At 67.7% G+C, this 13,038-nt stretch carries 14 protein-coding genes; 7 read left to right on the forward strand and 7 right to left on the reverse strand.

Annotated elements, in window-relative coordinates; all coding sequences use genetic code 11:
• Positions 1-21: 21 nt before the first annotated feature.
• A complete protein-coding gene (tyrS, locus tag AC3WOE_RS09905; protein WP_492690109.1) occupies positions 22-1,248 on the reverse strand; it encodes a tyrosine--tRNA ligase in 1,227 nt (408 codons plus the stop codon).
• A gap of 225 nt (positions 1,249-1,473) precedes the next feature.
• Between tyrS and AC3WOE_RS09910 the strand changes: the two genes are divergently transcribed.
• Genes AC3WOE_RS09910 through AC3WOE_RS09925 form a run of 4 tightly spaced genes read left to right on the forward strand, consistent with a single transcriptional unit; the run spans position 1,474 to position 6,181 of the window.
• Entirely contained in the window at positions 1,474-2,859 is a 1,386-nt protein-coding gene (locus AC3WOE_RS09910) for a M23 family metallopeptidase (protein ID WP_492690111.1), read from the forward strand.
• A gap of 5 nt (positions 2,860-2,864) precedes the next feature.
• Complete coding sequence (locus tag AC3WOE_RS09915; protein ID WP_492690112.1) at positions 2,865-3,953, forward strand: anhydro-N-acetylmuramic acid kinase; 1,089 nt, start codon at positions 2,865-2,867, stop codon at positions 3,951-3,953.
• Positions 3,954-4,004: 51 nt separating this feature from the next.
• Complete coding sequence (locus AC3WOE_RS09920) at positions 4,005-4,616, forward strand: fused MFS/spermidine synthase (RefSeq protein ID WP_492690114.1); 612 nt, start codon at positions 4,005-4,007, stop codon at positions 4,614-4,616.
• Positions 4,616-6,181 carry a fused MFS/spermidine synthase gene (locus AC3WOE_RS09925; protein WP_492690115.1) on the forward strand — a complete coding sequence of 522 codons (1,566 nt, stop codon included), beginning with the start codon at positions 4,616-4,618 and terminating at the stop codon, positions 6,179-6,181. Before AC3WOE_RS09920 ends, AC3WOE_RS09925 begins: the two co-directional genes overlap by 1 nt.
• A 13-nt stretch (positions 6,182-6,194) precedes the next feature.
• Here AC3WOE_RS09925 and mdtD read toward each other — a convergent pair whose 3' ends face one another.
• The 4 genes from mdtD to rplM all read right to left on the reverse strand — a co-directional run bounded on the left by mdtD (position 6,195) and on the right by rplM (position 8,989).
• The gene (gene mdtD, locus AC3WOE_RS09930; protein WP_492690117.1) at positions 6,195-7,613 is read right to left on the reverse strand and encodes a multidrug transporter subunit MdtD; all 1,419 of its coding nucleotides are present in this window, start codon (positions 7,611-7,613) and stop codon (positions 6,195-6,197) included.
• Between the two features lie 80 nt (positions 7,614-7,693).
• A complete protein-coding gene (gene erpA / locus AC3WOE_RS09935) occupies positions 7,694-8,059 on the reverse strand; it encodes an iron-sulfur cluster insertion protein ErpA (RefSeq protein WP_492690118.1) in 366 nt (121 codons plus the stop codon).
• 99 nt (positions 8,060-8,158) lie between these two features.
• Complete coding sequence (gene rpsI / locus AC3WOE_RS09940) at positions 8,159-8,551, reverse strand: 30S ribosomal protein S9 (RefSeq protein WP_492690119.1); 393 nt, start codon at positions 8,549-8,551, stop codon at positions 8,159-8,161.
• Positions 8,552-8,560: 9 nt separating this feature from the next.
• Positions 8,561-8,989, reverse strand: a complete 429-nt coding sequence (gene rplM / locus AC3WOE_RS09945) for a 50S ribosomal protein L13 (RefSeq protein ID WP_119043837.1) — start codon at positions 8,987-8,989, stop codon at positions 8,561-8,563.
• A gap of 216 nt (positions 8,990-9,205) precedes the next feature.
• On the opposite strand from rplM, the gene AC3WOE_RS09950 reads away from it, so the two are divergent.
• From AC3WOE_RS09950 to AC3WOE_RS09960, 3 genes are all read left to right on the forward strand, one after another.
• Entirely contained in the window at positions 9,206-10,009 is an 804-nt protein-coding gene (locus tag AC3WOE_RS09950; protein WP_492690121.1) for a GNAT family N-acetyltransferase, read from the forward strand.
• 158 nt (positions 10,010-10,167) lie between these two features.
• Entirely contained in the window at positions 10,168-11,082 is a 915-nt protein-coding gene (locus AC3WOE_RS09955; protein ID WP_492690122.1) for a DUF2726 domain-containing protein, read from the forward strand.
• Between the two features lie 35 nt (positions 11,083-11,117).
• Positions 11,118-12,164, forward strand: coding sequence for a serine/threonine protein kinase (locus AC3WOE_RS09960; RefSeq protein WP_492690124.1), 1,047 nt, complete (start codon positions 11,118-11,120; stop codon positions 12,162-12,164).
• 6 nt (positions 12,165-12,170) lie between these two features.
• Here AC3WOE_RS09960 and AC3WOE_RS09965 read toward each other — a convergent pair whose 3' ends face one another.
• A complete protein-coding gene (locus AC3WOE_RS09965) occupies positions 12,171-12,557 on the reverse strand; it encodes a YciI family protein (protein WP_492690125.1) in 387 nt (128 codons plus the stop codon).
• 22 nt (positions 12,558-12,579) lie between these two features.
• Positions 12,580-12,957 (reverse strand): VOC family protein, encoded by a 378-nt coding sequence (locus AC3WOE_RS09970; protein WP_492690126.1) that lies wholly within the window; start codon positions 12,955-12,957, stop codon positions 12,580-12,582.
• Positions 12,958-13,038: the final 81 nt, after the last annotated feature.

Here is a 13,038-nt window from a genome sequence, read left to right on the forward strand (position 1 = left end):
GATGCGGTCGCTGCCGAGCCCTCAGCTCAGCACAACCTTCGCAAACTTTCGCTTGCCGACCTGCAGCACATGCTCGCCGGCGTCGAGCTTCAACCCCTTGTCGGCGATGACTTCGCCCGAGCGGCGCACGCCGCCCTGCTCGACCATGCGCAGGCCCTCGCCGGTCGATGCGACCAGGCCGGCGGCCTTCAACAGCTGGGCGATGCCCATGGGCGCACCGCTGAGCTGCACCTCGGGGATGTCGTCCGGGATGCCGCCCTTGGCGCGGTTGTTGAAGTCGGCCTCGGCCGCATCCGCCGCCGCGGCGCTGTGGAAGCGCGCCGTGATCTCCTTGGCCAGCATGACCTTGGCGTCCTTCGGATTGCGGCCCGCCTCGACCTCGGCCTTCAGCGCGGCGATCTCGGCGATGGACTTGAAGGACAGCAGCTCGAACCACTTCCACATCTGCACGTCGCTGATCGACAGGATCTTGGCGAACATGGTGTTGGGCGCCTCGGTGATGCCGATGTAGTTGTTCTTGGACTTGGACATCTTCTCGACGCCGTCGAGGCCCTCGAGCAGCGGCATGGTCAGGATGCACTGCGGCTCCTGGCCGTATTCCTGCTGCAGATGGCGACCCATCAGCAGGTTGAACTTCTGGTCGGTGCCGCCCAACTCCAGGTCGGCCTTCAGCGCCACCGAGTCATAGCCCTGCATCAGCGGGTAGAGGAACTCATGCACCGAGATGGGTGTCTGGGCCGCGAAGCGCTTGGTGAAGTCGTCGCGCTCCATCATGCGGGCCACGGTGTACTTGCTGGCCAGCTGGATCATGCCGGCCGCGCCCAGCGGCTCGCTCCACTCGGAGTTGTAACGAATCTCGGTGCGCGCCGGGTCTAGCACCAGCTTGGCCTGAGCGTAGTAGGTCTCGGCGTTGGCCTGGATCTGCTCCTTGGTCAGCGGCGGGCGGGTGGCGTTGCGGCCCGAGGGGTCGCCGATCAGGGAGGTGAAGTCGCCGATCAGGAAGATGACCTGGTGGCCGAGGTCCTGCAACTGGCGCATCTTGTTCAACACGACGGTGTGACCGACGTGGATGTCGGGCGCCGTCGGGTCCAGGCCCAGCTTGATGCGCAGCGGCACGCCGGTGGCGGCCGAGCGGGCCAGTTTTTTCGTCCACTCCGCCTCCGGCAGCAGCTCGTCCACGCCGCGGCGCGTGACGGCCAGGGCTTCGAGGACGGCATCGGTGATCGGGAATTGCGGAGCGTCGGACATGGCGCATCGTGCCCGGTCACAAGCCGGACAAAATTGTTAAGTTATTGATCCATCGGGGTTAACCGGCATGCCGGGTAGGACAAAGCCGTTAGAATTCACCCTTCGTTTTGGGGGTGTTGTTTCAACACAACCAATCCAGGGATTTTAAGGGCCGCCCACGAGCGGCCTGCGCGTGGAACCGGCTCGGCCGGGATTGCCCCAGCGACAACCCCGGGAATACCGAGAGTGACCGTTCAGACCCGCCTTCAGCAACTCCAAGCCAGCCTGCAGCGTGCCGAGGCCTTTGCCGCCAAGCACCCGCGTGCGCTGACGGCGTCCGTCGTGGGCGCCCTGAGCTGCTTCGCCGTGACCGCCTTCGGCATTGCGCCGCTGGCTCCCGATGCCGCCGAGCTGCCCAAGCGCACCCTGGTCGAGGCCGTCGCCACGCCCGACATCGAGAGTCAACTCGACGAGCTGGCCGCCAACGCCATCGGCCTGACCCGCGCCGAGGCCACCCGCTCCAGCGACACGCCCGACAGCCTGCTCAAGCGCGCCGGCGCCTTCGACCCGGCGGCAGCCGCCTTCCTGCGCAACGACCCGTTGGGCCGCCGCGTGCTGCAAGGCCGCGCCGGCAAGATGGTGCATCTGACGGCCGACGCTTCGGGCCAGGTGCAGAAGATCGTGGTGCGCTTCCCGGCCGAGAAGGTCGAGCAGCAGCAGAGTCACTTCACCCGGCTGACCATCGAGCGCGACGGCGGCCGTTTCACGGCCCGCACCGAGACGGCGCCGCTGCAGACCCAGGTGGCTCTCGGCAGCGGCACCATCCGCACCTCGCTGTTCGCCGCGACCGACGACGCCAACATCCCCGACGGCATCGCCTCGCAGATGGCCGACATGTTCTCGGGCGACATCGACTTCCACCGCGAGCTGCGCAAGGGCGACCGCTTCAGCATCGTCTACGAGACGCTGACGGCCGACGGTGAGCCCGTGCAATGGGACGGCGGCGTGGGCCGCCTGCTGGCCGGCGAGTTCACGAACAACGGCCGCACCTATTCGGCGGTCTATTTCAAGGACAACGCCACCGGCAAGAGCAGCTTCTTCGGCTTCGACGGCACGAGCAAGCGCCGCGCCTTCCTGGCCAGCCCGATGGAGTTCTCGCGCATCACCAGCGGCTTCGCGATGCGCTTCCACCCCATCCTGAACAACTGGCGCCAGCACAACGGTGTCGACTACGGCGCGCCGACCGGCACCGCCGTGCGCTCGGTGGGTGATGGCACGGTCGAGATGGCCGGCTGGCAGAACGGCTTCGGCAATGTCGTGCAGGTGCGCCACAGCGGCGACCGCAGCACGGTCTACGCCCACCTGAGCCGCATCGACGTCAAGAAGGGCCAGCGCATCGAGCAAGGCATGAAGCTCGGCGCCGTGGGCATGACGGGCTGGGCCACCGGCCCGCATCTGCACTTCGAGTTCCGTGTCGGCGGCCGCCACATGGACCCGCGCACCATCGCGAAGGCCTCCGAGGCCGTCACGCTGCCGGGCTACGCCAAGTCGCAGTTCCTGCAGACCGTCGCCAGCGTGAAGACCCAGCTGGCCGTGGCCGAAACCATGGACGGCGTCTCCGCCGCCGAATAAGACCGGTGAGCCTCTACGTCGGGCTGATGTCGGGCACCTCGCTCGACGGCATTGACGGGGTTCTCTTCGACGCCAGCGCGATGGCCGTCACCGGCCATGTGCACTCGCCTTTCCCGCACGCGTTGCGTGACGAGCTGCTGGCGCTGAACGCGCCTGGCGACAACGAGCTGCACCGCGCCGCGCTGGCGGCGAATGCCATCGCACGCGGCTATGCCGACGTGGTGTCGCAATTGCTTGAAGCCACCGGCACGACGAGGCAACAAGTCCGCGCCATCGGCGCCCACGGCCAGACCGTGCGCCATCGTCCCGATGGCTTCGATGGCTACACGACGCAGCTGCTGAACGGTGCCTTGCTGGCCGAGCAGGCCCATATCGACGTGATCTGCGACCTGCGCAGCCGCGATGTCGCCGCTGGCGGCCAGGGTGCGCCGCTGGTGCCGGCCTTCCACCGCGCCGTCTTCGGCGCCGACGGCCAGGATGCGGCGGCGCTCAACCTGGGCGGCATCAGCAACCTCAGCCTGCTCTTCGCCGACGGCCGCACCGGCGGTTTCGACTGCGGCCCGGCCAACTGCCTGATGGACGGCTGGATCGCCCGCCACCGCGGCCTGGCCTTCGACGCCGACGGCGCCTGGGCCGCGACGGGCCAGGTGCTGCCCGAGCTGCTGGCCGCCCTGCTGGCCGAGCCCTGGTTCGCACTGCCGCCGCCCAAGAGCACCGGGCGCGACCTCTTCCATCTGCGCTGGCTGGACGCCAGGCTGACGCCGGGACTCGCGACCGAAGATGTGCAGGCCACGCTGCTGGAGCTGAGTGCCCGCTGCGTGGCCGACGCTCTGCAGGCGCAGATGCCCGAGGCCCGCACGTTGATCGCCTGCGGCGGTGGCGCCTTGAACGGGGCGCTGATGCGCCGGCTGGCGGCCCTGCTGCCTAACGCCACGGTGCAAAGCAGCGCCGAGCGCGGCCTGCCGGTGGACCAGGTGGAGGCCGCCGCCTTTGCCTGGCTGGCGCAGCGTTTCGTCGAGCGTTTGCCCGGCAATCTGCCAACAGTCACCGGTGCGGCCGGTTTGCGCGTGCTGGGCGCCCTGCATCCGGCCTGAGCCCAGGGCGGCCGCGGTTAGCATGCGCCGCCCTCATCACGGAGCCCGCGCTTGAGTCTCAGCTTCCGCGCCACGACATGGCCCGTCGCGGCCGCCTTCTTCCTGTCCGGCTTTGCCGCCCTGGTCTACCAGTTGGCCTGGCAACGCCTGCTGTTCGTCGTCGTGGGGGTCGACATCGAGTCGGTCACCATCATCGTCTCGACCTTCATGCTGGGTCTGGGCGTGGGCGCCGTGCTGGGTGGCCAGCTGGCGGACCGCTGGCCCCGGCGCATCCTGCTCGCCTTCTGCACCTTCGAGGCCCTGATCGCCCTGTACGGCCTGGCCAGCGTGGACCTGCTGCAAGCCTGCGCGGCGGCGTTCGCGGGTCTGTCACGCCCCTCGGCCGCGGCGCTGAGCTTCGCGCTGCTGATCCTGCCCACCGTCTGCATGGGCGCGACGCTGCCCATGCTGGTGGCCCATGGCTGGCAGCGCTCGGGCAATGTGGGCGTGTCCACCGGCACGCTCTACTTCATCAACACCCTGGGCGCGGCCTGCGGCGCCTTTGCCATCGGCTTCGTGCTGCTGTACTGGCTGGACCTGCGCCAGGTCGTCTGGCTCGCGGCCGGCTTGAACGCGGCCGCCAGCGCCGTGGTGGCGCTGAGCCTGCGCGGAAAGGCCGCCTGATGCGTCGCCTCGCCCTGCTGCTGTCCTTCAGCGTCGGCCTGCTGTCGCTGAGCCAGGAAATCCTCTGGGTGCGCCTGCTGAGCTTCGGCCAGATGGGACGCCCCCAGGCCTTCGCGCTGGTGCTGGTGGCCTTCCTGGCGGGCATCTCCGCCGGCTCCGTCATCGGGCGGCGCATCTGCGAGCGCAGCACCCAGCTGCTGGCTTCGGCGGCCCGCGTGCTGAGCTGGGCCGCCGCCCTGGACGTCGTCGCGCTGCAGCTGGCCGCGCCGCTGCTGGGCTACACCCCGCTGCGCCTGGGGGGCCTGCTGCTGATGATCGCGCTGACGGCGGGTGCCAAGGGCGTGCTCTTCCCCATCGTGCACCACCTCGGCTCCAACACGTCAAGGGAGGGGCTGGGACGCTCGGTGTCGCAGGTCTACCTGGCCAACGTGATGGGGTCGGCCCTGGGGCCGCTGATCACCGGCTTCTGGCTGCTGGACCTGCTGCCGGTGGAGGGCGCCTGGGGCCTCGTGGCCGCGGGAACCGCGACGCTGGCCCTGGTCTGCCTGATCGCCGCCCCGCAGCGCCAGCGCAGCTGGTTCACCTTGCCGGTGCTGCTGCTGGTCCTGGGCGCCGTGCTGGTGGCCCAGCCCCTGCCCGTCATCAGCAAGGTTGCCGCCGACGTGGAAGACACGCGGCCGATCCGCCAGCTGATCCAGAACAAGCACGGCATCCTGCACACCCTGGCTCACGACGAAGGCGACATCACCTACGGCGGCAACGCCTACGACGGTCGCGTCAACGTGGACATGAACCTGAACTCCAACCTGCTGGACCGGGCCTATCTGATGGCCGTGCTGCATCCGGCACCCAAGCGCGTGCTGGTGATCGGCCTGTCCACGGGCGCCTGGACGCAGGCCATCCTGGGCTTCCCTGGCGTCGAGCAGGTGGACGTCGTCGAGATCAACCCCGGCTACCGCGACCTCATCGCCAGCCATCCCGCCGTGGCGACATTGCTGAAGGATCCGCGCGTCAGCCTGCACATCGACGACGGCCGCCGCTGGCTACGGGCTCATCGGGAGGCCCGCTACGACCTGATCTTCCAGAACACGACCTACCACTGGCGGGCCTACACCAGCCTGCTGCTGTCACGCGAATACCTGCAGGAGATGTCGCGCCATCTGGCGCCCGGCGGCGTCATCGCCATGAACACGACGGACAGCCTGGATGCCTATGCCACCGCCCTCGATGTCTTCCCGCATGTCGCGCGCTATCTCAACTTCGCCTACATGAGCAACCAAGCGCTGCAGCGCCGCCCCGACGCCGAGGCGGTGCTGCGGTCTTGCCGCACCTTGGGCCAGCCCGCCTTCCCCGAAGCCTTGTTCGCCGAGCCGGGCGTCGCGTGGCGCCTGCTGAACACGCCGCTGATCGAGGCTGGCGACTACCTGCGCCAGCAGACCGCCGACGATCCGCCGGCCGTCATCACCGACCTCAACATGATCAACGAGTTCAGGCACGGCAAGTCGCCGCTGTTCGGCGCGCTCAAGCCCATCCTGCCGGCCTCGCCCCACGGCGTGGACAACTGAATCGGGTCTGGCTTCAGTCGACCGGCTGCGATTGCGGCGAGGGCGAGGACGGCCCCGGTCCGATGTCGGCCGACGCCAGCTGCCAGAAGATGCCGGCCGAGGCCATGGTGATCAGGGCCATGCAGGCGAAGGTGGCGCGGAAGGTCTGCAGGGTCTGCGCACCGTCCATACCGAAATGGGCCGTGAAGGCGGCCAGCACCGCCCCCGCCGCGGCGACACCCATGCCCATGGCCAGCATCTGCACCATGGACAGCATGCTGTTGCCGCTGCTGGCCATGGCAGGCTCCAGGTCCTTCAGCGTCAGCGTGTTCATCGCGGTGAACTGCATGGAGTTCACCGCGCCGAAGAGGGCCAGCTGGACGATGCGCAAGGCCAGCGGTTGATCCGGCGACGCGAAGGCGAAGCTGGCCATGGTCAGACCCACCAGCAGCGTGTTGACGGTCAGCACGCGGCGGTAGCCGTGGCGCAGGATCAGCGGCGTCGTCAGCTTCTTCATCGACATGCTGGCCAGGGCGACCGGCAGCATCATCATGCCGGCTTGGGCGGGCGAGTAGCCCATGGTCACCTGCAGCAGCAAGGGGATCAGGAAGGGCATGCAGGAGCTGCCCAGGCGCGAGAACAGATTGCCCAGCAGGCCGATGCGCAACGAGCCAACCTCGAAGAGGCGCGGCGAGAACAGCGGGTCGGGCCGGCGCAGCGCATGCAGCCAGTAAGCCGTCAGGCTGGCCAGGCCGAAGATCATCATCAGCAGCACCGAAGCCTGGCGCAGGCCCAGGCCCGACAGCCCGTCCAGGGCCAGCGACAAGGCCACCATGCCGAAGGCCAGCATCAGATAGCCTGCCAGGTCGAAGCGCCCGGTGGAGACCGGCGCAGGCACAGGCATGTAGCGCAGCGTCGCCAATGCGCCGATGACGCCGACCGGCACGTTGATGAGGAAGATCCAGTGCCAGGACGCCACCTCGACGAGCCAGCCGCCCAGCGTCGGCCCCACCAGCGGCCCGACGAGACCGGGCATGGCGACGAAGCTCATCGCCTGCAGGAAGCGCTCGCGCGGAAAGGTGCGCAGCACGACGAGGCGCCCGACCGGCAGCAGCAGCGCGCCGCCCAGGCCCTGCACGACGCGGGCGGCGACGAGCAGGTTCAGCGAAGAAGCCACGGCGCACAGCACCGAACCCAGCACGAACAACACGATGGCACCGACGTAGACGCGCCGCGTGCCGAAGCGATCGGCCATCCAGCCCGTGGCCGGGATCAGCATGGCCATGGTCAGCGAATAGGCGACGACGACGGACTGCATGCGCAGCGGGCTCTCGCCCAGGCTGGCCGCCATCGCCGGCAGGGCCGTGTTGACGATGGTGGCATCCAGCGTCTGCATGAAGAAGCCGAGCGCCACCAGCCACAGCAGCATGCGTTGGTCGCGTTCCTGGTCCATCGGATCCTGCAGCAAAGGAGGTGCCGAGAAAAGCAAAAAGCCGCCTCGGCGGGCGGCTCTTCAGCAAGCTTGCGTCGTGGTCAGACCGAGAAGCTCGATCCGCAGCCGCAGGTCGTCGAGGCGTTGGGGTTCTTGATGACGAACTGGGCGCCTTGCAGGTCTTCCTTGTAGTCGATCTCGGCGCCCATCAGGTATTGAAGGCTCATGGAGTCGATCAGCAGCGTCACGCCGTTCTTCTGCATCTGGGTGTCGTCTTCGTTGACGGCCTCGTCGAAGGTGAAGCCGTACTGGAAGCCGGAGCAACCGCCGCCCTGCACGAAGACGCGCAGCTTCAGGTCCGGGTTGCCTTCTTCGGCGACCAGGTCGCGCACCTTGTCGGCGGCGCTGTCGGTGAAGACCAGGGGCACGGGGATGTCGGTGACGGGGGTATCAAGCACGGCGCTCATGGCGGGCTCCTGTGAATCTGTCCAGAAACGAATGTGGGGATTGTCGGCGCAAAAACAAAAGGCCGCTTGGAGCGGCCTTTTGCTGTCGAAGCGTAGAAATTAACGCTTGCTGAACTGCTTGCGGCGACGGGCGCCGTGCAGACCGACCTTCTTACGCTCGACTTCACGCGCGTCACGCGTGACGAAGCCGGCGCGGCTCAGTTCGGGCTTCAGGGTCGCGTCGTAGTCGATCAGCGCGCGGGTGATGCCCAGGCGCAGGGCGCCGGCTTGACCCGATTCGCCACCACCGTGCACGTTCACCTTGATGTCGAAGGCTTCGCCATTGTTCGTCAGCAGCAGGGGCTGCTTGGCGATCATGATCGAGGTCTGACGACCGAAGTAGGTGTCGATGGCCTTGCCGTTGACGATGATCTGGCCCGTGCCCTTCTTGATGAAGACGCGAGCGACCGACGACTTGCGGCGACCAGTACCGTAATTCCAATTTCCGATCATGGCCGTTCCTTAGATCTCGAGAGCCTTGGGCTGCTGAGCGGTGTGCGGGTGCGAGGGACCTGCATAGACCTTCAGCTTCTTGACCATGGCGTAACCCAGCGGGCCCTTGGGCAGCATGCCCTTGACGGCCTTCTCCAGCGCGCGGCCGGGGTGCTTGGCTTGCATGTCCTTGAACTTCGTGGCGTAGATGCCGCCAGGGAAGCCCGAGTGACGGTAGTACACCTTGTCGGTGGCCTTGTTGCCGGTAACGCGGAGCTTGTCGGCGTTGACGATGACGATGAAATCACCGGTGTCGACGTGAGGCGTGTAGATGGCCTTGTGCTTGCCGCGCAAACGGAGTGCCACTTCGCTGGCAACACGTCCGAGCACCTTGTCGGTGGCGTCAATCACAAACCACTCGTGCGTCACTTCGGCCGGCTTGGCGCTGAAGGTCTTCATGAGAGTAGCTTTCGCTGTACCGGCCCCTCTGACGAGACGCCGGTGATGGATGGCTGAAACTTCGTCCCACCTCGGTGCTGTGTCTGATGCACAACCTCTCGGCAGGGATCTTTCCCGCAGCCTTTTGACGGAAAAGCCCACGAGTGTAGCAGCCAAAGCCTTGGTTTGAAAGGCCTCGACGCGTTAACCTAGGCACGCCGACCATCGGTTCCCGCCATGCCCAGCAAACCACCCGTCGCCCCTGCCGCCCCGCCCGCGGATGCCGCGCCGGACTGGCATGAACTGTCGGCCTTCGGCCCCAACCCGAATCCGCCTCCCGCTGCGCCGGCCGAACCGAGCGGCGGACCGCTGGCCAGTGCCCGCGCCGCCCTGGAGCGGCTGTCCACCTGGGTGCCCATCCGGTCGCTGGCCCGGCGCCACCGCCGCCGCATCATCGACCACCTGCTCGCCCTGGACCCGCAGGACCGTTATCTGCGCTTCGGCTACCCGGCGTCGGACGAGCAGATCCGCAAATACGCGCTGAGCATCGATTTCGCCCGCGACGAGGTGCTGGGCATCTTCAACCGGCGCCTGCAATTGATTGCCCTGGCCCATCTGGCCTACGCCCAGTCCATGCCCGGCAGCGATCCGGAGCGCACCATGGCCGAATTCGGCGTTTCGGTGCTGCCGCAATCGCGCGGCCGGGGCTTGGGCCGCCGGCTTTTCGACGCCGCCGGCCTGCACGCCCGCAATCGCGGCATCGACACCCTCTTCATCCACGCCTTGAGCGAAAACCGCCCCATGCTGCGCATCGCGGCGGCCGCCGGCGCCGTCGTCGAACGCGATGGCGGCGAGTCGGCCGCCTGGCTGCGCCTGCCGGCCAACACCTTCAGTTCCCAGGTCGAGCAGGCCCTGGAGCGCCACCTAGGCGAATTGGACTTCCAGTTCAAGCGCCAGGCCCAGGTGCTGGGCGAATTCGTCGACAGCGTTGCCGAGGTCAAGGCTCATTTCGAATCCTCGGGCCGCGCCGCCAAGCAATAAATGACCGATTTCCGGTCGATTGCGGGACCTCGCAACCCCTTAGGCCGGGGGAATCAGGACTAGCGAGTAATGTCTTTTAGGGACGTTGCGCTACATTGACTGCCCATTGCGCCGCGAGAACAACTGGTCGGCGTCACCCGCCGAAATCCCTGAGGGATATGCCGTACGCCATCTATTGGATCGCCGCGCTGGCTGTTTGCGTGCTGGGTCTGGCCATCAGCCTGATCTGGGCACTGCGTCGGCCTGCGTACGCCAATAAAGGCTTGCCGGCGGAGTGGTCACTCACGGCAAGGCCGGTTTTCACGACCGACGAGCGCCGCGTCTTCCGCCTGCTGCGTGAAGCCCTGCCCCATCATGTCGTGCTGTCCAAGCTGCCGCTGGTGCGCTTCTGCCAGCCGACCGAGGCCAAAGAGGTCCGCTACTGGTTTGATCTGCTCGGCGCCTCCCATGTGACCTTCGCCATTTGCAGCCCCAACGGCCGCGTGTTGGCCGCCATCGACCTGGAAGGCGAACGCGGCGTGACCCCACGCAACCTGCAGATCAAGCATGCCGTGCTGTCCGCCTGCCGCGTGCGCTATCTGCGCTGCGCCATGGACCAGTTGCCCAGCGTCGCCGAACTGCAGATGCTCGTGCCGCAAAGCAGCAGCTCCCGCGGCCCCCTGCCAGCCCCGGCGGCGACCGCCAGCTTGTCGCGCCGCCGCACCAGCACCAGCGAGGACGAATTCGGCAGCGACTGGGGACAGTTCTCCCAGCCCCTGCCGCTGTGGCAGGACGCCGGAGTCTTCGGCAACAACAGCAACGATGGCTATGGCGAACCGGATCGCGACCGCGGCCGTCATTCGCGCATGCAGGCCCATCCGGCGCATCAGTCCCATGCGTCTCACCCGTCTCATCAGCCCGCGCCGCCGCAGCCGCAGCGCCGCCTGTCCTCGCGCAACCTCGACACCTCGCGCTACAACCCACGCAGCCTGCCGGTGCTGGATGACGCCGACGAGGAAGCCATGATGGACGACATCGTCGGTGTCGTCGTCGACGCGCCGCGCTACGCGACCCAGCGTCCGCGCCGGGGCTGATCCCCGGCCAAGGCCAGTCCGGCGACACTCGCCGGATGCATCACGCGATCCCTGACCTCAGCTTCGGCGACCTGACACCGGAGTTCATGCTCGACGCCCTGGACGCCGCCGGCCTGCGCGCCGACGGCCGGCTGCTGCAGCTCAATTCCTTCGAGAACCGCGTGCTGATGCTGCATCTGGAAGATGGCGGCGCCGCCGTCGCCAAGTTCTACCGGCCGGCGCGCTGGAGCGACACCCAGATCCTCGAGGAGCACGCCTTCGCCGCCGAACTGGCCGCCGCCGAGGTGCCGGTGGCCGCACCCTGGCCTCTGGAGGGCGGCTCCACCCTCTTCCACTACCAGGGCCAGCGCCTGGCCGTCACGCCGCGCCAGGGCGGCCGCGGGCCGGAGCTGGAAGACCCCGAGGTGCTGCGCTGGATAGGCCGATTGCTGGCCCGCCTGCATGGTGTCGGCCGCCAGAAGCCCTTTGCCGAGCGCATGGCCTGGGCCAGCGCCGCGCCCGCCCAGACGGCACGCGACTGGCTGATGGCCAATGACGCCATCCCACCCGAGATCGCTTCCACCTGGGACGACGCCGCCCAACGCTGCATCGCCGCCATCCAGGCCGCCTTCGACAGCCTGCCCGACTTGCAGCTGACCCGACTTCACGGCGACTGCCACCCCGGCAACATCCTGTGGACGCCGGACCGCGGCCCGCATTTCGTCGACCTCGACGACGCCGTCACCGGTCCCGTGGTGCAGGACCTGTGGATGCTGCTGCCCGGCGAACCCGATGCAGCCCGCCATCTGCTGAACGCCGTGCTGGACGGCTATGAGCAGATCGCCGAATTCGACGACCGCGAGCTGCGCCTCATCGAGCCGCTGCGCACCATGCGCATGATCCACCACAGCGCCTGGCTGGCCCGCCGCTGGGGCGACCCGGCCTTCCCGCTGGCCTTCCCCTGGTTCGGCACGCCCAATTACTGGCTGGACCAGGTCGCCAAGCTGCGCGAGCAGCTGGAAGCCATGAAGCCCAAGGACGCCCCGCCGACGCTGGCGCGGGACGAAGACGTCGTCGACTTCGACGGCGACGGCTTCGCATAGGGCCTGTTAACGCCAGGTCTTCGGCGTCTCGTTGGTGTGCACCGTCACGTGTGAACGAGAGGCATCCAGCGGGCGGATTTCCGTCGTCAGGCCGAACTGCAGGCAGGGGTTCTCGGCCGCAATCGCCGCGGCCTGCTCCAGCGTCTCGGCGACGATGAACCAGAAGCCGCCCACCCATTCCTTGGTCTCGGCAAAGGGGCCGTCGGTGATGAGGCCGCCCTTGGCGACGACGCGGCAGCCCAGCTCCAGGCGGCTGCCCGGCTTGAGCCGGCCCTGGGCCAGGCCCTGTTCGTACCAGACATAGAAGGCGTCGACGGCGGCCTGCACGTCCTGCGGGCTGGCGTCGGCGTCCCATTGCCCGCGCGACAACAGCAGATAGTCATTCATCGGCATCTCGGATCTCCTGAAATTCAGATCAAGGCAAAGGGCTGGTCAACACCACCGTGTAGCCGTCGGGATCGCGCAGCCAGAACTCCCAGTTGCCGTTCTCGCTCCAGCGCCTGGGCCTGACGACATCGACCTGCATGGCCTCGGCACGCGCCACGGCGGCATCGAAATCCGTCAGCTCGAACCACAGCAGCACGCCGTTGCCATGCGGCAGGGCCGGATCGCCCAGCGGGCCGTGGTCGTGGTCGACATCCCAGCGGTGCAGCTGCAGCAGCAGGCGGCCGCCGGCATCGTTCAGCCGCTCGTATTCGTTGCCGCCATGGCCGCTGTGAGCGCCGAGCAGGCGCTGATACCAGCGGCTGCCGGCGGGCACATCCTGCACACAGATCAGCGGGGCGAGTTGCATGGCGGTGGTCTCGAGAGGATGCGCGAAATGCTAGCCGGCTGGCGAGGGTCATCGGCAGAAAATACTGGATGTTTATACAGT

Source organism: Roseateles sp. FW305-36 (genome assembly GCF_058787015.1).

Bases quoted from the DNA above. Each gene is read 5' to 3' on its own strand.
- tyrS (WP_492690109.1), bottom strand. From the start codon at position 1,248: ATGTCCGACGCTCCGCAATTCCCGATCACCGATGCCGTCCTCGAAGCC.
- AC3WOE_RS09925 (WP_492690115.1), top strand. From the start codon at position 4,616: ATGCGTCGCCTCGCCCTGCTGCTGTCCTTCAGCGTCGGCCTGCTGTCG.
- mdtD (WP_492690117.1), bottom strand. From the start codon at position 7,613: ATGGACCAGGAACGCGACCAACGCATGCTGCTGTGGCTGGTGGCGCTC.
- erpA (WP_492690118.1), bottom strand. From the start codon at position 8,059: ATGAGCGCCGTGCTTGATACCCCCGTCACCGACATCCCCGTGCCCCTG.
- rpsI (WP_492690119.1), bottom strand. From the start codon at position 8,551: ATGATCGGAAATTGGAATTACGGTACTGGTCGCCGCAAGTCGTCGGTC.
- rplM (WP_119043837.1), bottom strand. From the start codon at position 8,989: ATGAAGACCTTCAGCGCCAAGCCGGCCGAAGTGACGCACGAGTGGTTT.
- AC3WOE_RS09950 (WP_492690121.1), top strand. From the start codon at position 9,206: ATGCCCAGCAAACCACCCGTCGCCCCTGCCGCCCCGCCCGCGGATGCC.
- AC3WOE_RS09955 (WP_492690122.1), top strand. From the start codon at position 10,168: ATGCCGTACGCCATCTATTGGATCGCCGCGCTGGCTGTTTGCGTGCTG.
- AC3WOE_RS09960 (WP_492690124.1), top strand. From the start codon at position 11,118: ATGCATCACGCGATCCCTGACCTCAGCTTCGGCGACCTGACACCGGAG.
- AC3WOE_RS09965 (WP_492690125.1), bottom strand. From the start codon at position 12,557: ATGCCGATGAATGACTATCTGCTGTTGTCGCGCGGGCAATGGGACGCC.
- AC3WOE_RS09970 (WP_492690126.1), bottom strand. From the start codon at position 12,957: ATGCAACTCGCCCCGCTGATCTGTGTGCAGGATGTGCCCGCCGGCAGC.